At 66.1% G+C, this 21,963-nt stretch carries 20 protein-coding genes; 4 read left to right on the top strand and 16 right to left on the bottom strand.

Going from position 1 to position 21,963, the window contains the following annotated elements; genetic code table 11:
• Positions 1-2: 2 nt before the first annotated feature.
• Both ilvD and AC6LJY_RS11205 read left to right on the top strand, forming a co-directional pair.
• On the top strand, positions 3-1,871 hold the full coding sequence (gene ilvD / locus AC6LJY_RS11210; protein WP_046803270.1) for a dihydroxy-acid dehydratase: 1,869 nt from the start codon (positions 3-5) through the stop codon (positions 1,869-1,871).
• A 179-nt stretch (positions 1,872-2,050) separates the two neighbouring features.
• The gene (locus AC6LJY_RS11205) at positions 2,051-2,932 is read left to right on the top strand and encodes a LysR substrate-binding domain-containing protein (protein WP_498135950.1); all 882 of its coding nucleotides are present in this window, start codon (positions 2,051-2,053) and stop codon (positions 2,930-2,932) included.
• Between the two features lie 135 nt (positions 2,933-3,067).
• Here the strand turns inward: AC6LJY_RS11205 and lpdA are convergent, their stop codons facing one another.
• The 10 genes from lpdA to AC6LJY_RS11155 form a co-directional block, all read right to left on the bottom strand.
• Positions 3,068-4,465, bottom strand: coding sequence for a dihydrolipoyl dehydrogenase (gene lpdA, locus AC6LJY_RS11200; protein ID WP_498135949.1), 1,398 nt, complete (start codon positions 4,463-4,465; stop codon positions 3,068-3,070).
• A gap of 8 nt (positions 4,466-4,473) precedes the next feature.
• On the bottom strand, positions 4,474-5,868 hold the full coding sequence (locus tag AC6LJY_RS11195; RefSeq protein WP_498135948.1) for a pyruvate dehydrogenase complex dihydrolipoamide acetyltransferase: 1,395 nt from the start codon (positions 5,866-5,868) through the stop codon (positions 4,474-4,476).
• A gap of 10 nt (positions 5,869-5,878) precedes the next feature.
• Positions 5,879-6,367: a VOC family protein gene (locus AC6LJY_RS11190; RefSeq protein WP_314355398.1), complete on the bottom strand. Its 489-nt coding sequence runs from the start codon at positions 6,365-6,367 to the stop codon at positions 5,879-5,881.
• Positions 6,364-8,547, bottom strand: a complete 2,184-nt coding sequence (locus tag AC6LJY_RS11185; protein WP_498135947.1) for an alpha-ketoacid dehydrogenase subunit alpha/beta — start codon at positions 8,545-8,547, stop codon at positions 6,364-6,366. The genes AC6LJY_RS11190 and AC6LJY_RS11185 overlap by 4 nt, the downstream gene beginning before the upstream one ends.
• A 37-nt stretch (positions 8,548-8,584) precedes the next feature.
• The gene (locus AC6LJY_RS11180; RefSeq protein WP_314355400.1) at positions 8,585-9,373 is read right to left on the bottom strand and encodes a glucose 1-dehydrogenase; all 789 of its coding nucleotides are present in this window, start codon (positions 9,371-9,373) and stop codon (positions 8,585-8,587) included.
• A 36-nt stretch (positions 9,374-9,409) separates the two neighbouring features.
• Positions 9,410-10,141 carry an ABC transporter ATP-binding protein gene (locus AC6LJY_RS11175; protein WP_498135946.1) on the bottom strand — a complete coding sequence of 244 codons (732 nt, stop codon included), beginning with the start codon at positions 10,139-10,141 and terminating at the stop codon, positions 9,410-9,412.
• Complete coding sequence (locus tag AC6LJY_RS11170) at positions 10,138-10,890, bottom strand: ABC transporter ATP-binding protein (protein ID WP_046803278.1); 753 nt, start codon at positions 10,888-10,890, stop codon at positions 10,138-10,140. The genes AC6LJY_RS11175 and AC6LJY_RS11170 overlap by 4 nt, the downstream gene beginning before the upstream one ends.
• Complete coding sequence (locus tag AC6LJY_RS11165; RefSeq protein WP_498135945.1) at positions 10,887-12,155, bottom strand: branched-chain amino acid ABC transporter permease; 1,269 nt, start codon at positions 12,153-12,155, stop codon at positions 10,887-10,889. The genes AC6LJY_RS11170 and AC6LJY_RS11165 overlap by 4 nt, the downstream gene beginning before the upstream one ends.
• Positions 12,152-13,093, bottom strand: a complete 942-nt coding sequence (locus tag AC6LJY_RS11160; RefSeq protein WP_104141702.1) for a branched-chain amino acid ABC transporter permease — start codon at positions 13,091-13,093, stop codon at positions 12,152-12,154. The genes AC6LJY_RS11165 and AC6LJY_RS11160 overlap by 4 nt, the downstream gene beginning before the upstream one ends.
• A 148-nt stretch (positions 13,094-13,241) precedes the next feature.
• Positions 13,242-14,477 (bottom strand): branched-chain amino acid ABC transporter substrate-binding protein, encoded by a 1,236-nt coding sequence (locus tag AC6LJY_RS11155; protein ID WP_219991281.1) that lies wholly within the window; start codon positions 14,475-14,477, stop codon positions 13,242-13,244.
• Between the two features lie 407 nt (positions 14,478-14,884).
• On the opposite strand from AC6LJY_RS11155, the gene AC6LJY_RS11150 reads away from it, so the two are divergent.
• Both AC6LJY_RS11150 and AC6LJY_RS11145 read left to right on the top strand, forming a co-directional pair.
• Entirely contained in the window at positions 14,885-15,622 is a 738-nt protein-coding gene (locus AC6LJY_RS11150) for an SDR family NAD(P)-dependent oxidoreductase (protein ID WP_046803282.1), read from the top strand.
• Positions 15,623-15,659: 37 nt separating this feature from the next.
• Positions 15,660-16,406, top strand: a complete 747-nt coding sequence (locus AC6LJY_RS11145) for a FadR/GntR family transcriptional regulator (RefSeq protein WP_046803355.1) — start codon at positions 15,660-15,662, stop codon at positions 16,404-16,406.
• A gap of 66 nt (positions 16,407-16,472) precedes the next feature.
• Here AC6LJY_RS11145 and AC6LJY_RS11140 read toward each other — a convergent pair whose 3' ends face one another.
• The 6 genes from AC6LJY_RS11140 to AC6LJY_RS11115 all read right to left on the bottom strand — a co-directional run bounded on the left by AC6LJY_RS11140 (position 16,473) and on the right by AC6LJY_RS11115 (position 21,955).
• Positions 16,473-17,810 carry an NAD(P)H-dependent oxidoreductase gene (locus AC6LJY_RS11140; RefSeq protein ID WP_104141705.1) on the bottom strand — a complete coding sequence of 446 codons (1,338 nt, stop codon included), beginning with the start codon at positions 17,808-17,810 and terminating at the stop codon, positions 16,473-16,475.
• An 81-nt stretch (positions 17,811-17,891) separates the two neighbouring features.
• The gene (locus AC6LJY_RS11135; RefSeq protein ID WP_046803284.1) at positions 17,892-18,452 is read right to left on the bottom strand and encodes a 5'-3'-deoxyribonucleotidase; all 561 of its coding nucleotides are present in this window, start codon (positions 18,450-18,452) and stop codon (positions 17,892-17,894) included.
• 44 nt (positions 18,453-18,496) lie between these two features.
• Positions 18,497-19,051, bottom strand: a complete 555-nt coding sequence (thpR, locus tag AC6LJY_RS11130; RefSeq protein ID WP_498135944.1) for an RNA 2',3'-cyclic phosphodiesterase — start codon at positions 19,049-19,051, stop codon at positions 18,497-18,499.
• 121 nt (positions 19,052-19,172) lie between these two features.
• Positions 19,173-19,952: a chemoreceptor glutamine deamidase CheD gene (cheD, locus tag AC6LJY_RS11125; RefSeq protein ID WP_314355406.1), complete on the bottom strand. Its 780-nt coding sequence runs from the start codon at positions 19,950-19,952 to the stop codon at positions 19,173-19,175.
• 339 nt (positions 19,953-20,291) lie between these two features.
• The gene (locus AC6LJY_RS11120; protein ID WP_046803287.1) at positions 20,292-21,200 is read right to left on the bottom strand and encodes a cell division protein FtsX; all 909 of its coding nucleotides are present in this window, start codon (positions 21,198-21,200) and stop codon (positions 20,292-20,294) included.
• Positions 21,197-21,955: a cell division ATP-binding protein FtsE gene (locus AC6LJY_RS11115; protein WP_120157119.1), complete on the bottom strand. Its 759-nt coding sequence runs from the start codon at positions 21,953-21,955 to the stop codon at positions 21,197-21,199. The genes AC6LJY_RS11120 and AC6LJY_RS11115 overlap by 4 nt, the downstream gene beginning before the upstream one ends.
• Between the last annotated feature and the right edge of the window lie 8 nt (positions 21,956-21,963).

Genomic DNA, 21,963 nt, shown 5'->3' with positions numbered 1-21,963 from the left:
TCATGCCGCACTACCGTTCCCGCACATCGACCCACGGCCGCAACATGGCCGGCGCCCGCGCCCTGTGGCGCGCCACTGGCATGAAGGACGGTGATTTCGGCAAGCCGATTATCGCGGTAGTGAACTCGTTCACGCAGTTCGTGCCCGGCCACGTGCACCTGCGCGACCTGGGCGCGCTGGTCGCCAAAGAGATCGAAGCCGCCGGTGGCGTCGCCAAGGAATTCAACACGATTGCCGTCGACGACGGCATCGCCATGGGCCACGGCGGCATGCTGTATTCGCTGCCGTCGCGCGAACTGATCGCCGATTCGGTCGAATACATGGTCAACGCGCATTGCGCCGACGCCATGGTCTGCATTTCCAACTGCGACAAGATCACCCCGGGGATGTTGATGGCCGCCATGCGCCTGAACATCCCGGTCGTGTTCGTGTCCGGCGGCCCGATGGAAGCGGGCAAGGTCAAGTCGCCCACCGACGGCAAGGTCATCGCCAAGATCGACCTGATCGACGCCATGATCAAGGCCGCCGACCCCAACGTGTCGGACGCCGAAGTGGCCGAAGTGGAACGCAGCGCTTGCCCCACGTGCGGCTCCTGTTCCGGCATGTTCACCGCCAACTCGATGAACTGCCTGACCGAAGCCATCGGCCTGGCCCTGCCGGGCAACGGCACCATCGTCGCCACGCACGCGTGGCGCAAGGGCTTGTTCGAACAAGCCGGCCGCCTGGTCGTCGACCTGTGCCGCCGCTACTACGTCGAAGAAGACGAATCGGTCCTGCCGCGCAACATCGCCACCAAGAGCGCGTTCCAGAACGCGATGGCGCTGGACGTGGCCATGGGCGGCTCGACCAACACCGTGCTGCACTTGCTGGCTGCTGCGCAGGAAGCGGGCGTGGATTTCACGATGGCGGACATCGACCGCATCTCGCGCAAGGTGCCGTGCCTGTGCAAGGCGGCGCCCGCCACCGACAAGTACCACATTGAAGACGTGCACCGCGCCGGCGGCATCCTGGGCATCCTGGGCGAACTGGCGCGCGCCGACCTGCTGGACCTGTCTTGCGGCAACGTGCACAGCGGCACGCTGGGCAACGCCATCCAGAAATGGGACGTGGCCGGTGACGCAAGCGAAGAAGCGCAGAAGTTCTACCGCGCCGCGCCCGGTGGAATCCCCACCACGGTCGCCTTCAGCCAGGACGCCACGTTCCTGACGCTGGACACCGACCGCAAGACGGGCTGCATCCGCAGCAAGGAAAGCGCCTATTCCAAGGACGGCGGCCTGGCCGTGCTGTACGGCAACCTGGCCGAGAAGGGCTGCATCGTCAAAACCGCCGGCGTGGACGAATCGCAATGGGTTTTCACGGGCCGCGCCCGCGTGTTCGAAAGCCAGGACGACGCCGTTGAAGGCATCCTGGGCGACAAGATCGTGGCGGGCGACGTCGTCGTGATCCGCTACGAAGGCCCCAAGGGCGGCCCCGGCATGCAAGAAATGCTGTACCCCACGTCGTACCTCAAGTCCAAGGGCCTGGGCAAAACCTGCGCCCTGTTCACCGACGGCCGTTTCTCGGGCGGCTCGTCCGGCCTGGTGATCGGCCACGCCTCGCCGGAAGCGGCCGAGGGCGGCACGATCGGCTTGGTGGAAGAAGGCGACATCATCGAAATCGACATCCCCAACCGCAAGATGCACCTGGCGGTTTCCGACGAAGAACTGGCCCGCCGCCGCGCCGCGATGGACGCGCGCGCTGACGGCTGGGAGCCGGTCGGCCGCGAACGCGTGGTGTCGCAAGCCCTGCAAGCCTACGCAGCATTGGCCACGTCGGCCGACCGCGGCGCGGTGCGCGACCTGTCGCAGCTGAAGCAAAAAGCCAAGCGCTGATCGCGGCGCGAGTGTGGGAAGAACGGCGCCCGTGGGGCGCCGTTTTATTTGCGCGGTGCGGCGTCATTGGGGTCGCAAGACACCGCGCAATGTAGCGGGATACTGCGAAATACAGGGTTAAAGCGGTAAATTCGATCTACAACATATAGGCTGTTTTTTAGGCTTCAAGGACGCCCGACATGGCTTTGAATTCCGATGCATTGCGCGTGTTTCTCGGCGTGGTTGACGCCGGGTCGCTTAGCGCCGCGGCCGAGCTGCTGGGGCAGACGGCGTCGGGGGTCAGCCGGGCCTTGGCACGGCTGGAAGATGACTTGGGCGTGATGCTGCTGAACCGCACCACGCGGCGCATGGAGCTGACCGAAGAGGGCGCGCACTTCTTGCCCAAGGCGCGGCAGATTGTCGCGTCGCTGGACGAGGCCGAAGAGTGCATGCGGATGGTGCATCAGCGGCCGGCGGGCAGGTTGCGGGTGGATGCGTCGGTGCCGGTGATGCTGCATTGCGTGGTGCCGCACGTGGGGGAATTCCGGCGCGAGTATCCCGAGATTACGTTGGAACTGACCAGCAACGATCGCATCGTGGACTTGATAGAGCACCGCACCGACATCGCGATTCGCATGGGGCCGCTGACGGATTCCACCTTGCATGCGCGCGTGTTGCGGCCGTCGCCGCGCTGGATGATGGCCAGCCCCGACTACATCGCGCGGCGCGGCGCGCCGGAAACGGTTGAGGATTTGGCGCGGCATGAAGTGCTGGGATTCACGCAGCCCGAAAGCCTGAACCTGTGGCCGCTCAAGCACGCGGGCGGCTCCAGCTTTCAGGCGACGCCGACGCTGGCCACATCAAGCGGAGAAACGCAGCGCCAGTTGGCGCTACGCGGCGTGGGCATCGCCTGCCTGTCGGATTTCGTGGTGCGCGAAGATATCGCGGCGGGCAGGTTGGTGAAGGTGATGGAAGGCGTGTACAGCGATCACCTGCAACCGATGCACGCCGTGTACCACCGCAATACGCAGCTGTCGCGGCGCATTGCGTGCTTTCTGGATTTCTTTGCGCAGCGGGTTTGAGGCGTTCTTGACGCGTTCTTGAAGCGTTCTTGAAGCGCTCTTGAAGCGTTTCTGGCGCGCGGCTTGCACAGCCATGCAAGCCCCACGCGAAGGTCCCAGTGAAGGCGGCCCCGCCCGCATGCCGCCTTCTGCTCCTTACGCGTGCAGCGCCCGTCCGAACGCGGCCAGCACCGATTCGTGCAGTGTTTCCGACAGCGTCGGATGCGCGAACACGGTGTGCATCAAGTCTTCCTCGGTGGCTTCCAATGACGCCGCCACGCCATAGCCGGTGATCAGCTCGGACGCTTCGGGATGGATGATGTGCGCGCCCAGCAATTCGCCTGATGTCGCATCGAACACGGTCTTGACCAGCCCTTGGTCCTCGCCCATGGCGATGGCCTTGCCGTTGCCGGCAAAGGTGAATTTGCCAACGCGGATCTCGCCGCCGTGGGCCTTGGCGTGTTCGCGCGCGCGGGCTTCCGTCATGCCGATGCTGGCCACTTGCGGGTATGAATACGTGCAGGCGGGGATGCGCAGCGGGTCGATGGCGTGCACCGTCTTGCCCGCGATGGCCTCCACGCACAGCACGCCTTCATGGCTGGCCTTGTGGGCAAGCCAGGGCGCGCCGGCCACGTCGCCGATGGCGTAGATGCCGGGTTCGCCGGTGCGGCAGTGTGCATCGGTGACGATGTGGGTCTTTTCGACCTGCACCCGCGTCTTCTCCAAGCCCAGGTCTTCAACGTTGCCGACGATGCCGGCCGCGACGATGACGCGGTCCACCTCAAGCTGCGTCTTTTTACCTTGATGTTCCAGCGTCACGTTGACGCCCGTGGCGCTTGGCGACGAGGCGGTGACGGCGCATTGCGTCAGCACGCGTATCCCTTGTTTCTCGAACGCCTTACGCGCCAGCTGCGAAATTTCTGCGTCTTCTTGCGGCAGAATTTCGGGCGTCATGTCGATCAGTGTCACGTCCGAACCAATGGCGCGGTAGAAGCTGGCGAACTCCGCGCCGATGGCGCCCGCGCCCACAACAAGCAACGTCTTCGGGATCTGGGTGGGCGCCAGGGCCTGGCGGTAGGCCCAGATGCGCTCGCCCAGCGGCAACGCGGGCAGTTCGCGGGCGCGCGCACCGGTCGCCAGGATGATGTGCTTGGCGGACAGGGTCGCGCCGTTGTCCAGCGCCAGCTTGCCCGCGCCGGCCAATTGCGCGCGCGCGGCGTACACCGTCACGCCGTTTTTCTTCATCAGATGCGCCACACCCTGGCCTAGCCGGCCCGCCACCTTGCGCGACCGCGCCACCATGGCGGCCAGGTCGGCGCGCGCCTCACCGGTGCCGGTGACGCCGTAGTGTGACGCTTCCTGGCAGGCGCGCAGCACCGTTGCGCTGTGCAGCAAGGCCTTGGTGGGTATGCAACCCCAGTTCAGGCAGATGCCGCCCAGCTCGGCGCGTTCCACCAAGGCCACCGACATGCCCAGCTGCGCGGCGCGGATGGCGGCCACGTAGCCGCCGGGGCCGCCGCCAACGACGACCACATCAAACACGTTCTTCGTCATCGTGGGGCTCACAGCAAAATGCGCACGGGGTTTTCGATCAGCGTGCGCAAGGCAGCCAGCCAGCGCGCGCCCACCGCGCCGTCCACCGCGCGGTGGTCGGCGGACAAGGTCACGGTCATGACGGTGGCGGCGGCCAGTTCACCGTTGTCGCCGACGACGGGCCGCCGTTCGGCCGCGCCGACGGCCAGGATGGCGGCCTGCGGCGGGTTGATGATGGCGGCAAATTGGCTGATGCCGTACATGCCCAGGTTGCTGACCGTCAGCGAGCCGCCCGTGAATTCCTCGGGCTTCAGGCGGTTGATCTTGGCGCGCCCGGCCAGCTCGACGATTTCACCGGCAATGGCCGACAGGGACTTGATGTCCGCGTCGCGCACGATGGGCGTGACCAGGCCGCCGTCGGTGGCGACGGCCACCGAGATGTCGGCGCCCGCGTGATATTCGATGGCGTCTTCGTGCCAGCTGACATTCACTTCGGGCACTTCGCGCAGCGCCAAGGCGGCGGCGCGAACGATGAAATCGTTGACCGAAAGCTTGACCGCGCCGCCGTGATTCGCTTGCGCGCGCAGGGCCAGCAGCGCGTCCATCTTGCAGTCCACCGACAGGTAGAAGTGCGGCACGTTCTGCTTGCTTTCTGTCAGGCGGCGCGCGATGGCGCGGCGCATGCCGGTGTGCGGCACGCGGCGCGCGGCGGGACGGCCGGACGGTGGCGTAGCGGTAGCGGTGGGCGACGGCGCACGGTTGCGCGCGGCTTCCACGTCGCGGCGCACGATGCGGCCATGCGGGCCGGTGCCGGTCACGCCCAACAGGTCCACATGCCACTGCGCGGCCAGGCGGCGCGCCAGGGGGCTGGCGAACAAGCGGCCACCGGGAACGGGGGCGGTGGAGGCGGGAGCAGCATCAGAGGGCAAGGGGGGCTGGGCCGCGGGTGCTCCCGCAGGCCCGGCGGCGGCAGCCGATGAGCCAGATGAGCCGGATGAGCCAGCGGCGGATGAGCCAGATGAGCCGGATGAGCCAGCAGCCGATGAACCAGCAGCGGATGAACCAGCAGCGGATAAACCGGCAGATTTCGCCGCGGACGTTGCCCCAGCAGCGGACGCCGCCGCCGCAGCAGCCGCGCCGCCATGTTCCGCCAACGCGCGATCAACCGCCGAGGCATCTTCACCTTCGGCCAGCAGCACGCCGATTACTGTGTTGATCGGCACCGACGCCGCGCCGGCCGGGACCACGATGCGGGCCAGCACGCCCGCATGCTCGGCGTTGATTTCGACAATGGCCTTTTCGGTTTCGATTTCCGCCAGCGCATCGCCGACGGCGACCGTGTCGCCTTCCTGCTTGAGCCACTGGTGCAGGTTGCCGCCCGAGGTATCGGCGGCAACAGAGGGGAGCTTGATTAGGTGAGCCACGATGTTCGTCCTAGTTGGCGGCGCCGGCCAGATCGGGCCGATAGTCGGCGGGGTCGTCGTATTCGACCAGTTCCAGCACGTTGCCTTCGGGGTCGCGGAAGAACGCCAGCCACGTGCCGGGGCGCACTTCCATGGGCGCGGGCGTGCTGTCGAAGACCACACCCCGGGCTTGCAGGTTGCGCACCAGGCCTGCCAGGTCGCGCACGATGAAGGTCAGGTAGGTGGCGCCCTGGCGATCCAGGATGGCCGCGCCGCGCACGGCCGTCTCCGGCGCCACGCTCGGTTGCAGCAGCTTGATGCGTTCGCCGTACGGCGTCTGCAAGCGCGCCACATCGTAGCCATGCGCGGTAAGGCCCGTGGCCCGTGCCTTGTCGGCGGGCACGCTGACGCGGTTCACCAGCTTCAGGCCGACGACGTCGGTGTAGAACGCCAGCAGCGCGTCCAGATCCCGGCAGCAGATGCCGACTTCCATCGGCACGGTCATGTGCATCGCGTTCATGCCTGTTCCCCCAGATCGGCCAGCACGTCGGCCAGCCCGGCCAGCACTTCTTCGGTGTCCGCGAACGCCGCGCGTTCCAGCACCTTCGAGATGCTGGGCGACGCCTCGCCACCCGTCACACGCTTGATCGGCTGATCCAGCCAGTCGAAATAGCGGCGCTGGATTTCATCGGACAGCATCGCGCCGTACGACGTGCCGCGCGCGCCTTGCTCCACGATCAGCACGTTGTTGGTCTTCTGGATGCTGGCGCCGATGGTGTCCCAGTCCAGGCTGGCGCGGTCCAGCGTGCGCAGGTCGATGACCTCGGCGTCCACGCCCGCCTCTTCGGCCGCCTTCAACGCGCGGCTGACCATCGACAGGTACGTCAGGATGGTGACCTTGCCGCCCGTGCGGCGCACGCGCGCCTTGCCGAACGGAATGGCGTAATCCAGGTCGCCGTCGGGCACCTCGCCCGTCGAGGCGTACAGGTCCACGTGTTCGATCACCAGCACGGGGTCCTTCGAGGCTAGCGCGGTGTTCATCAGGCCCACGTAGTCATACGGCGTGGACGGCGCCACGATGCGCCAGCCCGGCGCCGTGGCAAAGATGCCGGCCGGGTCCATCGAGTGCTGCGAGCCGTAGCCCGTGCCCATCGCAACCTTGGTGCGCAGCACCAACGGCACGTCGATGTCGCCGCCAAACATGTGACGGGCCTTGCCGATCTGGTTGAAGATCTGGTCAGCCGCCACCCACATGAAGTCGGGGTACATGAATTCAACGATGGGTTTGTAGCGCCCGTCCATCGCCAGGCCGCCGCCCAGGCCCGCGAACGCGTTCTCGGAGATGGGCGTGCCCAGCACGCGGTCGGGGTACTTGTCCTTCAGCCCGCGCGTGGCGCCGTTGGTGCCGCCCTTCAAGCGGTGCACGTCTTCGCCCAGCACGACCACGCCGGCGTCCGTTTCCATGCGGCGGTCCAGCACGTCTGCCACCGCGTCGACAAACTTGCGTTCGACTTTCGCGCCCGTGTGGTCGTCGGCGTCCTGGTAGCGCAGGCCGGCCAATTCGGCGCCGTCGCTGCGCAGGCCCACGTCGCGGAAGTCGGGGCGCGGCCACAGGTCGGCGCGCACGCGGCGCTTGCCGCCGTCAGCGGCTTCGGTCAGGCGGCCGCACACGTCTTTCATGACGTCCTTGCAGCGCTGGCGCAGCGCATCCACCTCGGCTTGCGTGATCAGTTTGCGGCCGATCATTTCGGTAGCGATCTTGTCCAGCGGATCACGTTGGCGCCACTGGGATTCTTCGTCTTTGGTGCGGTAGCCGAAGGCGCTGCCGGGGAAGGGGCCGTTCTGGTGGAAGAAGCGGTACACGTCCACTTCGACAATCGTCGGGCCATTGCCGGCGCGCATGTGCGCCACGGCTTCGGACATGGCCAGGTGCACGGCCAGCGGGTCCATGCCGTCGACTTTCCACGACGGAATATTGAACGCCAGGCCGCGTGCGGACAGGCGCGGTTCGGCGGTGGATTCTTCCACCGTGGTCGACACCGCGTAGCGGTTGTTCTCGATGAAAAAGCACAGCGGCGTTTTCCATGCGGCCGTCAGGTTCATCGTTTCCAGGACCGAGCCGATGTTCACCGCGCCGTCACCAAAGTAGGTCACGGCCACGCGGTCGGTGCCGGCGTGCTTGTGTGCCCAGCCCGCGCCCGCCGCCAGCGGCACGCCGCCGCCCACGATGGCGTTGGTGCCCAGCGCGCCCGCTTCCAGCCAGCGCAGGTGCATGCTGCCGCCACGGCCCCGGCAGAAGCCTTGCGCCAGGCCCATGATTTCAGCCAGCGTCTTTTGCAGCACGTCGTCGATGGCGGGCGTCAGCGGGTTGCGCGGGTCCAGGCCCAGCGGCGCCACGTGTTGCAGTGCCTTGGCCAGGAACTGGTGGTGACCGCGATGCGAGCCGTTGATCTGATCGCCCGCGCCCAGCGCCAGCACCGACCCGACGGCGCCGCCTTCCTGGCCCACGGACGAATGCGCGGGGCCGTGCACCAGGCCTTCGGCGGCCAGGTCCAGCACGGCCTCTTCAAAGGCGCGGATCCAGTGCAGCTGGGTCAGCATCGTGCCCAGCAGGGCGGGGTCCGCCTGCTGCCAGTCACGCGCCTCGACCGTCAGTTGCCGCCAGGGCGCTCGGGGCTCAAGCGATTGGTAGGTGGCCATGAGTGAATCTCCAGAATGTTTTTAAGCGTCGGTGCGGTTAGAGGTAGCTGTAGCGGCTCCAGCCGCCGTCGGCCACCAGGGTGTGTCCGGTGATGTAGGCGGCCTGGCGTGAAGCCAGGAAGACCGCCAGGTCGGCCATTTCGGCCGGCTGCGCCATGCGGCGCAGCGGGGTGCGCTGCTTCAGGCGTTCGGGGTCCAGGCGGCCGCGCGCGGCCAGGTCGCGCACCAGATCGGTCTCGACGTAGCCGGGGGCCAGCGCGTTCACGCGTACGCCCATCGGACCCCATTCCACGGCCAGCGTTTCGGTCAGCAGCACCACCGCGCCCTTCGTGGCGCAATACGCCGCGCGGTCGGGCGCCGCCACCACGCCGTACATCGATGCCAGGTTGATGATGCTGCCCGCGCCGGCCGGCACCATGCGGCGTCCGGCGGCCTGCGCGCACAGGAACACGCCGGTCAGGTTGATGTCCACGGCGCGGCGCCATTCGTCCACGGTGACTTCCAGCGTGGGCTTGTTGGCCGAGATGCCGGCGTTGTTGACCAGCACGTCAACGCCGCCCCAGGCCTGTTCGACCTGCGCAAACGCGCGCTCGACGGCGTCGGCGTCGGTGACGGACGCCTGCACGGCCATGGCCTGGCCGCCGGCCGGGGTCAGTTCGGCCACGGCGGCCGCCAGCGCGGCGGCGTCCATGTCCAGCAAGGCCACGCGCGCGCCCTGGCGCACGAACGCGTGGGCGGTGGCCAGGCCAATGCCCTTGGCGCCGCCGGTGATGACGACGCGTTGGCCGCGCAGGTCGCTATGGATGACTTCTGTGGTGTGGTCCAAGGTAGATGCCTGTAAAGGTTGTGCGTTGCGGTGGGGTCAGACCGCCAGCCATTCCTGGACCACGTCCTGGCGCTCATGCAGCTGCGCGGGCGGTCCTTCGAACACGATGCGGCCGTGGCCCATGACGCTGACGCGCGTCGATACCTTCAGCGCGATCGTCAGCTTCTGCTCCACCAGCACCACCGACACGCCGCACTTGTGGATATCGCGGATGACGTCGGCGATCACTTCCACGATCTTCGGCGCCAGCCCTTCGGTGGGTTCGTCGATCAGCATGACCTTGGGGTTGCCCAGCAGCGAACGGCACATCGTCAGCATCTGCTGTTCACCGCCCGACAGGTTGCCGGCCTTTGTGTTGCTGCGTTCCTTCAGGCGCGGGAAGTAGTCGAACATCTGCGCCACTGTCCAATGGGGCGCGTCGTCGCGCTTGGGCTGTTCGCCCATGCGCAGGTTTTCGTCCACGGTGAGGTTGGCGAAGACCTCGCGTTCCTCGGGCACGAAGCCCACGCCGGCGCGCGCGATTTCAAAGGGGCGCTTGTTGGTGATGTCGCGCCCTTCAATGGCGATGTGCCCGCCGGTTACGTCCACCAGGCCCATGATGCTTTTCATGGTGGTGGAGCGGCCGGCGCCGTTGCGCCCCAGCAGGCTGACGACTTCGCCGTGCCCGATGGATAGATCGATGCCGTGCAGGATGTGGCTCTTGCCGTAATGGGCATGCACGCCGTGCAGGCTGAGCAGGGGCGTTTGTAGTGAGGCTTGCGTCGTCATACCGTTTCCTCTCCCAGATACGCTTCGCGCACGCGGGCGTCGCCACGGATGTCGGCGGGCGTACCGGTGGCAAGAATTTCGCCGTACACCAGCACGCTGATGCGATCGGCCAGCGAGAACACCACCTGCATGTCGTGCTCGACGATCAGCAAGGTGCAGTCGCGTGTGACGTCCTTGATCAGCTCCACCGTGTAATCGACTTCGTGTTGCGACATGCCGGCCATGGGCTCGTCCAGCAGAATGACCTTCGGGCGCGAAGCCAGCGTCATGCCGATTTCCAGCGAGCGCTGCTCGGAATAGTTCAGGTCGCCCGCGGCCGTTTGCTGCTTGGCCGTCAGCCGCACTTTTTCCAGCAGGCGGTCCACGTCTTCATTGACAGCGCGGTGCCGCGCAATGGGGCGCCAGAAGTTGTAGACCAGCCCATGCATGCGCAACACCGCCAGGCGCAGGTTTTCGCGCACGGACAGGCGCGGAAACACGTTGGTGATCTGGAACGAGCGGGCCAGGCCCAGGCGGTTGATGGCTTCGGGGGACAAGCCGCCGATGGCGCGCGAACGCAGGTTGATGTCACCGGAAGTGGGCGCGAACGAACCGGACATCAGGTGGAACAGGGTCGACTTGCCCGCGCCGTTGGGGCCGATGACCGCATGGCGCTCGCCGGCTTCAATGGCCAGGTTCACGCCGCGAATGATCTGCGCTTGGCCAAAGGACTTGCGCACGTCGGTCAGGGTCAGGATGGAATGGCTCATTTTGCGGGCTCCAGCACGGGGGCGGCATCGCCGTCGTCGCGCCACAGGGCCAGCGCCCAGCGGCACGCCAAGAGGCCCGTGGCGAACAAGGCCAAGGGCACCAGCCAGGTAGACAAAGCCAGCGGCGCCCAGTCGTGACCGAACAGCGCAATGGGGGGCCAGCCCGCATCCGGGTTCATGGCCAGCAGCGCGCGGTAGTCGCGCGCGAACATGCGTTGCAGCAGCTCTACCAGGAAGACGGTGGCGGCGGTCAGCAGCAAGCCGGCAGCCACGGACACGCCGGCGCGCGGCAGCCAGTTGGCCAGGCCGCGTTCGCGCAGCGACTTGGCCGCGCGCTGCACCAGGCCCACCAGGCCGTCCGGCACGAACAGCATTACCAGCACGAACAGAATGCCCTGGTACAGCAACCAGGAACGGGTAATGTCGGCCAGCGTCTGCGACAGGAATGTCAGTGTCGCCGCGCCCAGCACCGGACCCAGGAAGGCGTTGACGCCGCCGATGTAGGCAAACAGCACCGCGTCGGTCGACAGCTTGACCTCGAACAACACGTAGTTACCCGCTTCGATGTTCAACGCCTGCAAGCCGCCCGCGATGCCGGCGAACATGGCCGACAACGCAAACACCATCGTCTTGAGCGCATGCGGGCGATAGCCCAGATAGCGCAGCCGGTTGGCGTTTTCACGCAGGCCCAGCGTCAGCCGGCCCAAGGGCGTGCGGGTCAGGCCATACAGCGCGGCCAGCGATATCAGCACCCAGGCCAGCACCAGGAAATAGACCTCGATGTCGGACCCGAAGGTAAAACCCCAGGCCGGCATGCGCATGGCGGACACGCCCGCTTCGCCACCGAACACGCCTTTCAAATGCGGCGCCAGCGCGTGCAGCAGTTCAGCCAGCGCCAACGTGATCATGGAAAAGTAGACGCCGGAACGCATGGTGGCGAACCAGCCCGCGACCAGGCCGAACAGCAGCCCGGCCACGCCGCCCACCAGTGGCATCAATGGCGTGGGCAACAAGCCCGCGCCGCCCAGCGCGTTCATGGCATGGATAGTGGCAAAGGTGCCCACGCCAAAGTACGCGGCGTGGCCGAAGGACAGCATGCCGCCCTGGCCCGCAAGCAGGTTGAAGGCGCAGGCGAACAGCGCGGCGATCAACATCTGCACCGCCGCCACCAACTGGCCGGGCGGCAAGAGCCACGGCAAGGCGCACAACGCCGCCACGCAAACGATCAGCAGCAGCGCGCCGGATGCAATACGGGTCTGGCTCATGCCTGTTCTCCTTTCAGGCCCGACGGTTTGACCAGCAGCACCACCAGCATCAGCAGGAAGGGCAGGGTGGCGGCCAGGCTGGAAATCTTCACGGTCATCAAGCCGCCTACGCTTTCGGCCCATTCGCCCGCGCCGAACAGGCCGAACAGGGACGCCAGGCTGGCGTCGATACCCACCGAGAACGAACTGATCAGGCCGATCAGCAGCGAGGCGATCATGGCGCCTTCCAGCGACCCCAGGCCGCCTACGACGACCACCACGAACACCAGCACGCCCAGCTCAAGCGCCATGTTCGGGTTGGTGGTGTAGAACGCGCCGGCCACCGCGCCCGCCAGCCCGGCCATCGCCGCGCCGACGCCGAACACGCTCATGAAGACGAGCGGCACGTTGTGGCCCAGCGCTTCGGCCATGCGCGGCCGATAGATGGCCGAGCGCACCACAATGCCCACGCGAGTGCGCGACAGCAGCAGGTAGATGACGGCGAACATCGCCAGCGACACGCCGCCCATCAGCAGGCGATAGAAGGGGTAGTCCGCATCGAACACGCGAAAGGCCGCGAAGTTCAGGAAGGCCGGCACGCGGTAATCAACCGGAAAGTCGCCGTAGAACAGCTTGATGAGCTCGGCCACGATGAACGCCAGGCCAAAAGTCACCAGCAGTTCCTGCGCGTGGCCGAACTTGTGCACGCGGCGCAGGAAAAAGCGTTCGACGCCCATGCCCAGCACGCCCGAGATGATCGTGGCCAGCACCAAAGCGGTCCAGAAGCCCGTGACGGGCGTCAGCGTGTAGGCGGCGTATGCGCCAATCATGTAGAACGAGGCGTGTGCAAAATTCAACACGCCCATCATTCCAAAAATCAGTGTCAGGCCCGCCGACACCATGAATAGCAGCAGGCCGTAAATCACGCCGTTCAACAGCGAGACGGTAAAGTATTCCATGTCCGCTCCATAAATCTTTCGCGCTCAAGCCCGTGGCTTGCGCGATCCATTACGCACCTTGTTTTTCCGGCCCGCGCCGGCGGTGCGCTTTTTTGTCAGGCGACGAACAAGGCGAGCGCGCAGGCTGCGCGCCGCCTTGCCTGGCGTCTTATTGCGGACGCTGCATCTTGCAGGTGGCCTGCACCGGGGCGGACACGTCCGCCGCCGCCAGTACCTTCACCGGCTCAAAGCCCATGTCGGTGCCGTCGGCCTTGTACTTGGCGTTCTTGCTGACCTTGGACACCACCATCGGCAGCTGCACCTGGTGGTCTTCGGCGCGCATCGTGTAGGTGCCCAGCGCAGACGTGTAGGTGACCTTTTCCAGCGCCAGCGCCAGGTCCGGCACGGACAGCTTGCCGTCCTTGGGCTTGACCTGCTTTAGCGCTTCACCCAGGAAGCGCACGCCGATGACGGTCTGCGGTTCGGTGTAGCTGGGGTAGTGGCCTGTCTTGGACTTGTAGTCCTCGGCGAACTTGGCGCCTTCGTCGCCGGCGGCTTCGATGTTGTACGGGTGCGCGATGTAGTGGCCCAGGGCCACGTCGCCAGCGTTGGCCAGGTTACCCACCTGGTCCAGGAACACGGTGGCAAAGCGCACTTTCAGGCCGGCGGATTGCGTGGCCTTCATCAGCAACAGCAGGTCGTTGGACCAGTTGCCGGTGATGACGGTGTCGGGCGTGGCCGAACGGATGCGCGCCACGTAGGGCGCGAAGTCCTGGATCTTGTTGACTTCGTGCAGCGTCTTGCCCACCACTTCATAGCCGTACTGCTTGGCAAAGCGCTCGGTGGCGCCTTCCATGTCCTGGCCCCAGGAATAGTTCTGGTTGATGGCGTACACGCGCTTGCCCAGCGTGCCGTCGGCCGACATCACCGACGCCAGCGACTTCACGCGCAAATCGGCGTTGGTGGTGAAGCGGAAGTGATAGAAGTGGCACTTCTGGCCGGTCAATTCCAGCGCTTCGCCGCCCACGTTCAAAAAGACGACTTCCTTGCCCGGGTTGCGCAGGTTGTGCTTGCGCACGTCTTCGGTCAGCTGGCCCGAAATGGCGGACGACGAGCCCTGCACCAACACCTGCACGCCTTCGGCGGCGGCGGCGCGGAAACGGTCGGACGCGCCCACCGGGCCGCCCTGGTTATCGAATTCGACCAATTCCAGCGGCTGGCCGTTCCAGCCGCCGGCGGCGTTGATGCGGTCCAGCTCATATTTGACCGCGGCGCGGAACATCAGGCCGGTCGAGGCCTGCGGGCCGGACAGCGTCTCGATCAGGCCGACCTTGACGGGTGCGGCGTGCGCCGATGCGGCGATGCCGGCCAGGCACAGCAGGCCGGTAGTAAAAGCCAATTTCATGCGTGTCTCCTCCGTGGAACGGGAGTGGTGTGTGCGTACGTAAAGATGCGTGCGACCGCCCTAGCAAGCGCGCTTGGTGGCGCCTATTCCATGGCCGTGAACGAGCAAATCGGGGAAGGGGATATCGCAAGATGGGGACGAACACCGTCATGCTGCCGGGGGTGTCCGCCCTGTTGTCTCCGTCCTGTTTTTGCGGCGCTTCGGCCTTTGTTTTTTCTGACTGGCTTGCCTGAAAACGCGACTTGATTTACGCTTTCCAGATAAGTTGTCAGGTAACTTTATTAAGTTGTCTGATAAATAATAGGGCAAGCGTTTTTCTCGTGTCAAGCGGCGGATTGAGGAGTTCAATCACAGTGCCGGGGCGGCCGAGACACTAGGCGCGCCCACTTACACACGCTGGAGACAGGATGATTTCATTTGAAGGGCAGGTGGCCGCGATCACGGGCGCGGGCAATGGCATCGGCTTGGCAACGGCGCGCCTGATGGCCGCCCACGGCGCCCGGCTGGTGCTGACGGATATCGACGGCGCGCGGTTGGAAGAGATCGCGGCCGAACTGGACCCGACGGGCCAGCGCGTCTACACGCATGCGCTGGACGTGTCGGTGTCGCATGAATGCGAGCGCGTGTTCGAGGCGGCGGCCAAGCATTTTGGCGGGCTGGACCATCTGGTGCATTGCGCCGGCATCTATCCCGAACAACTGGTCAAGGACACCAGCGACGAGGCGTGGCGCACGCTGATGCGCGTGAACCTGGACGGCACGTTCTACGTATGCCGCGCCGCCCAGCGCCACCTGCGCCACAACGGGTCGATCGTGCTGCTGACCTCGTTGGCGGCGCAGCGCGGCAGCTACGCGCACGCGGCCTATTCCGCGTCCAAGGGCGCGGTGCAAAGCTTCACGCGCAGCCTGGCGCTGGAACTGGCGCCGCAGATCCGCGTGAACGCGGTGGCTCCGGGCATCATCGCCACGTCCATGACGCACGACCTGATCGGCCAGAAAGGCACGCATCTGCTGGAAAGCACGCCGCTGCGCCGCTTCGGCACCGCCGAGGAAATCGCCGGATCCATCGCATTCCTGTGTTCCCCGCTGGCCGGTTTCGTGACGGGCGAAGTCATGCAGGTCAACGGCGGCATCTACATCGCTTAAAGTGAAGGACGCCGCCATCACCTTTTCCCGATTTCCCATGTCGACGAATCACGATCAGGACACGCCGCGCAACCCGCCCAAGAGCTCGCTTTCCGCAGCTTTGGGCGATGCGTTGGCCGAACAGATACGCCAGGGCGTGCTAGCCCCCGGCGACCGCCTGCCCACCGAAAAGCAGCTGACCGAAACCTATTCGGTCAGCCGCGCCGTGGTGCGCGAGGCCTTGGCGCGCTTGAAGTCCGAGGGCTTGATCACGTCGCAGCAGGGCAGCGGCGTGTTCGTGGACCCCAACTTCCAGCGCAACGCGTTTCGCATTGCCGCGCCCACGCCCGGCGACACCGAAGACCTGGAACACATCCTGGAATTGATGTTGTCCATCGAGGTCACGGCCGCGCGCTACGCGGCGCAGCGGCGCACCGATCAAGACCTGAAGAAGATGCGCCAGGCGCTGGTCGGCATGGAATACGCGCTGATCAACGACAAGCTGGGCGACGAAGAGGACTACCAGTTTCACCAGGCCATCGTGCAGGCCACGCACAACCCGCATCTGGTGTCGCTGAATGATTATCTGGAAGCGAATGTGCGGCGCGTGATCCGCAGCGCGCGCAACAACACGGCGCGCCGTTATGCCGAACGGATGGCCGCCGTGCAAAGCGAGCACCAGGCCATTTTCGTGGCCATCGAAGGCTCGGACCCCGACGCTGCCGGCCGCGCCGCCGAACAGCATCTGCGCAACGCGGCGGACCGGCTTCGCTTGTTCCAGGCCGAGCGCCCGGCGCCGGTGTAAGCGGCGCGGCGGTGACGCGCAATGGCGCTGGCTTCGCCTGTGTCGGGCCACCCTTTTCGGCCGCCGCTACGCGAAGGTCTGCTCCATTTCGCGCCGGAACTGCACCGCGGTCGAGCGCTCGTCATATTCCACGTCGCGCCAGCGAATCGCCTGCGACTGCCGCACCGGATGCTTGAGCTTGACCTGATGCGACAAGCCCAGCGGCAGATAGCCTTCTTCGACTGAATCGCGCGCCGGCATCAGCCGGCCGTACACCGTGTAGCCACCCTCGCCATCCAGGATCTGGCCGGCCTGCAAGTCGCGCTTGGCAGTGGCCACGACGTCGCCGTGCCAGCCGGCGGGCGCGCCGGTGGGTTCGCGCCGCAAGCCCACGCTGGCCACGCTGATGCCAAGCTCAAGGCCGATCAGGTGATACGGCTTGTACATGGCGGTGTAGTTGCCGCTGGGGTCGGTGACCAGCCCGTATTCCTGGAAGCAGCGGCGCACGTAGTCGCTGTCGGCTGCCAGCGTCACGTACACGCCCCAGCGCAGGTCGCGAAACACCGGGCGGCCGTCGCGTTCCAGCGATGAAATGACTTCCACCTGGCCCCGGTGATGCAGGATGCCGCCGTCCTCGCGCGGGCGCAGCACACGCGCCAGATCGTCCACGCCGCAAGGCGGAAAGTGCAGGCCGGACGGTGACGGCAAGAGCCCCGTGGCGTTGGACACCGCCGCCATCTCGATGGCGCTTTTGGTGCCGTCCAGAAAGCTGTTGAACATCTGCGCGTTGAAGTCGCCGGCGGCCACCATTTCGGCGGTGAAGCCGTAGTACGGCCAGACGGTGTCGGGTGTCGAGGTGTGGAATTCCGGCAGGTACTTGGTGCCTTTGCCCGCCGCCATGACTTCAAAGCCGGCGGCGCGCGCCCAGTCCACCATCTCGCAGATCAGCGCGGGCTGGTCGCCATAGGCCAGCGAATAGACGATGCCCGCCTCGCGCGCGCGGCGCGCCAGCAGCGGGCCGGCCAGGGCGTCGGCTTCGACGTTGACCATGATGATGTGCTTGCCGTATTCGCAGCAGGCAAGCACGTGGGTGATGCCGGCGGCGGCCTGCCCGGTGGCGTCGATGACGATGTCGACCTCGGGGCTGGCAATGACGGCCAGCGGGTCGTCGCTGAAGAAGACCTTGCCGTTTTTCAGGGCGTCATTGGTGCTGGCGGCATTGAGCGCGGTGGCCGGCCAACCCACCCGTGTCAGTGCCGCGCGGGCGCGATCGGGCGCCAGATCCGCCACCGCCACCAGTCGCATGCCCGGCGTGCGAGGGGCCTGGCTCATGAACATGGCGCCGAACTTTCCGGCGCCCAGCAATGCAACACGCAACGGCTTGTGATCGGCTTCTCGCTGCTTGAGCAGACGGTACAGATTCATGGTGCGGGCTCCTCCGGGGTGGGGGTACAGCCAACACAGAATAGTCCTAAATCATGACGGCTGAACAGCAGCCGCCCGGACTCATTCGTCCGCCGTATAGAGCTCGCCCGCCAGCACGTTGCGCCAGTTTTTCCAGGTAACGCGTGGGCGGTCGGTGACCTGGCGGTTATAGGGCGCGTCAAACAGAATGTGCTTCCAGCGCGGCTTCACGGCGCCTTCGATATGCGGCTTGTCGTCGATCAGCAGGTCGCCGTGCACCAGCGTCTTGTCCTTGGTCAGGATCAGCCGGGCGGTGGCGTCGCGCCCCAGGTTCTTTTCGACCCACAAGTACTTTTCGGCCACGCAGTTTTCAAACTGCGACAGCGGCGACGTGCAGATGCGCACGTCCATGCCCAAGGCCAGCAGTTCCTGCACGGCCTCCAGGGCGCCGGGCACGGGCGGCAAGTTGCGGATGAAGCCGGGCGCCGTATAGATGGCTTCGGCCATGCCGCGAAGTTCGGGCGGATAGTCCTCGCGGATGTGGAAGGACTTGCGGTCTTCGAATTCAATGGGGGCGATATCGGGATGGCGCACGCGCCAGGCGTCGATGAACGCGTGTTCGAAATCGGCCAGCACGCCGTCTTGGTCCAGCAGGATGATCATGGCGATCCCAGGGGTTGCAACCCAGCGATTGTGCCAGAGCGCGGCTATGCGTCCAGCGGCCGGGATTGGGCAACGATCCGGTAGCGGCTGCCGCCCGACAGAGACTCCGAAGCCACCAGCACCAGGCGGTCATAGCGCCAGATCAGCGGTGTCCGGGCGCCGTCAGCGGCGTCGGCGGGCAGGCGCGGAGGGGGCTCCGCGTGTTCGATGTTGCGCAGCAGCGTGACGTGGGGGCGAAAGGGTTGGGGTGGCTTGGCAAGACCGTAGCCCGCCAACCATTGCCACAGATCATCGTGCACCGCTTGCAGCGCGGGCGGCGTGTCACGCGGCCCCGCCCACAGAATGCGCGGGCGCTGAAAGACGCCCAGGTGGTCCAGCGGCACCTCGCCCGGCGCGATGCCATAGCCGGGCGTGGCGGCGGCCAGCGTGTCGGCCAATTGCGCCTCGACCGGTCCCAGAAACGCCAGGGTCAGATGCAGCGTCTCGGTGCGCATGACGCGGCCGCCGCAAGCGGGGCGGGCGGCTTGCGCCCATTGGGCCAGCGATGCTGCCAGTTGCGGTGACGGCCACAGGGCGTAGAAAAGGCGGACGGTGGACATGCGCCGATTGTAGGCGCGCCGTCTGCGGTCTGCTGTCTGCCGTTCGCCGTCCGACCTGCGCCGTCCAACCTGCGCCGAGCGCCCCTCGCCCCGCGCTTTCGGACGGCCGTCGGGCGATGGATCAGCTGCCGGTGTTCTCCGACTTGCGCAGGCGCGACAGCGCGGTGTCGAAGCGTTCGACGCCCGGGCGCGCCGGGCGATCAAAACGTTCCACGCCGGGTCGCGCAGGCTTGTCGAATCGTTCCACCCCCGGTCGGGCGGGCGCATCGAAGCGCTCGACGCCCGGGCGGTTGAAGCGTTCCACGCGTTGGGGGGTCTGCGTCTTGGCTTGCACGCTTTGAGCGGCGGCCTGTTCGCGCTTGGCGATGATTTCTTCGGCGCGCTGGTGGTGCGGCGCCATCTTGCGCACCATCACGCGGCCATCGCGGGGAAAGTAATTGATGCGGCGCGCGTGCACGTCGCCCAGATCCTTGCCTTTGACCGGGATGCCTTCCATCTTCAGATAGTTCAAGACGAAGATGGCGTTGCGTTCGCCGATGTTCATCTGCTGCATGGCGCTAAGCACCGCGCCGCCGCCGAACACCTTGGCTTCCAGGCGGTCGCGCACGGCGCCGGCCTTGAGCAATTCGTTGATCAGCACTTCCATGGCGAACGCGCCGTAGCGCATCGTCGCCGAGGCGGGCGACTGCATGTCGCCTTCCGGCAACATGAAGTGGTTCATGCCGCCCACGCCGGTAACCGGATCGTGAATACAGGCGGCAACACACGACCCGAGTACGGTCGAAATCATCAGGTCTTCGTCGGTGACGTAGTACTCGTTGGGGAGTACCTTCACCGCCTGACACTGGAACGCGCTATCGAAATAGTGGCGCGTTGCACGGGCTTCAAGACGGGCGACCATGGGACTTATCAGGCAAGAACGGCGATTGGGACACGAAGGACGGTGCTCGGCAAAACGTTGAATGTTTCAAAAAGTATAGAAAAATTTCGCTTTATTCTTACATATCCCGCGAGACAACGGGGGAAATGCTTGTAACGGCGGCGAACGATACGTCCCTGATTCATAACGCGCTTTGCCTCCATGGCGGCGACCCGCCACGACGCGAATGACGCCGCGGCGCGGGCGGGCGTCAGCAACGACGCCTGGAAATCATCGTACACAGGCGCGCGCGCGGTCTTTCCCCGGATCACGGGGACGTTCCGGCTTTATACGTAGCTTTAGAGATTGGGCAGGGCGCTTTTAGAACCGGGTGCTGCGCGTGACCGACCAGCGCGCCGACAAGGCGCCCAGTGCGGCCGATGCCACCACGGCAGCCACCAGCACCGGCGTGCCGGGCAGGTGCAGCGCGAACTCGGCGCCGTAGCTGCGGGCCAGCCCCAGCAGCGCCTCGTTCAAGGGAGACAGGGCGATGGCCGATACGCCGATCGCCAGCAGCGACGCCACGGCGCCGGACAGTGCGCCCAGGTACAGGAACGGGCGCCGCACGAAGGATTCCGTGGCCCCAACCAGCCGGGCGACGGCGATTTCCTCGCGTTGCGACAGCGCTTGCATGCGCACGGTGTTGAACACCGTGGCCAGCACCACCACGGCCACGCAGGCGGCCAAAAAGCCCAGGCCGATACGGGCAAAGCGCAGAATGGCCTCCAGCCGCTGCACCCAGGCGCTATCAAGCTGCACCAGGTCAACGTGGTTCCATTGCTTCCAGTCGGCGGCCAGTTTGTCGGCGCGTCCGGCCAGGTTGTCGCCGTCGGCCAGCGTGACGACCACGGCGTCCGGCAGCGGGTTGCCGGGCAGGACGGCCAGCGCCTGCTGCCACGCCGGGTTGGCGCGCAGGTCGGCAAGGGCGGCGTCGCGCCCCACCACGCGCACCGCGCGCACGTCGGCCTGGTAGTCGTCCTTGATGCGCTTGGCCACATCGGCGGCCGCGCCGGCGGGGGCGTCCACGCGCATGAACACGGTGACTTCGGGCGTGACGGACATTTCGCGCGCCACCGGTTGCACGGACACCAGGATGGCGCTGCCCAGCAAGGGCAGAGCCAGCGCCAGCGCCATCACCAGCAGGTTGGCCAAGGACGAAAAAGGTTGTTTGGCCAGACGTCGCACGGTGACCATCAACGCATAGCGGTGTTGCCGCAGCCAGGCGTTCATGCCGGTTCTCCCGGAAAGCCCATGCCCGGTTCGGCGCGGCTGCCGGTGCGCGGCGTGGCCCCGGTGGGTTGCCCGGCGTCGGGCGGTTGCGACGGGCCGTGCGAATCGGCGAACTTGCCCGGGTCAATGCGCAGCGTGCGCGTGGCGTAGCGCGCCATCAGTTCCTGGTCGTGCGAAGCGATCAGCGTCGTGACGCCCACGCGGTTGAAATCGCGAAACACGTTCATGATGCGCTGCGCGTTGTCATGGTCAAGGTTGGCGGTGGGTTCGTCGGCGATCAGGATGGCGGGCCGGTTCACGATGGCCCGCGCAATCGCCAGCCGCTGCTGTTCACCGCCGGACAATTCAATGGGGTTCAGGTCTTCTTTACCCGATAAGCCCACCTTGTCCAGCGCGGCGCGGGCGCGCGCGGCGGCCGAATCCCAGGGGTGACCCTGCACCGCCAGCGGCAGCATCACGTTTTCGAACGCGCTGCGATCGAACAACAGGTGCGTGTCCTGCAAGATGACGCCCACGGCGCGGCGCAGATAAGGGCGCGCACGGGCCGGCAGCTTGTCCAGCCGTTGCCCGTTGACCTGGATGGACCCGCGGCTGGCGGGCTCCAACCCGCCGATCAACTTGAGCAGCGTGGATTTACCGGCGCCTGACGGCCCGGATACGAAAACGAATTCTCCCGCGCTCACGCGGAAGTTGATGTCGGCCAGGATATTTCGGCCGCGACCATATGATTTGAATACGTGCTGGAATTCGATCATGGCGGCTG

The sequence above is a fragment of the Achromobacter sp. RT286_PF genome, assembly GCF_059760425.1.
This window is presented reverse-complemented; position numbering and strand designations above follow the sequence as displayed.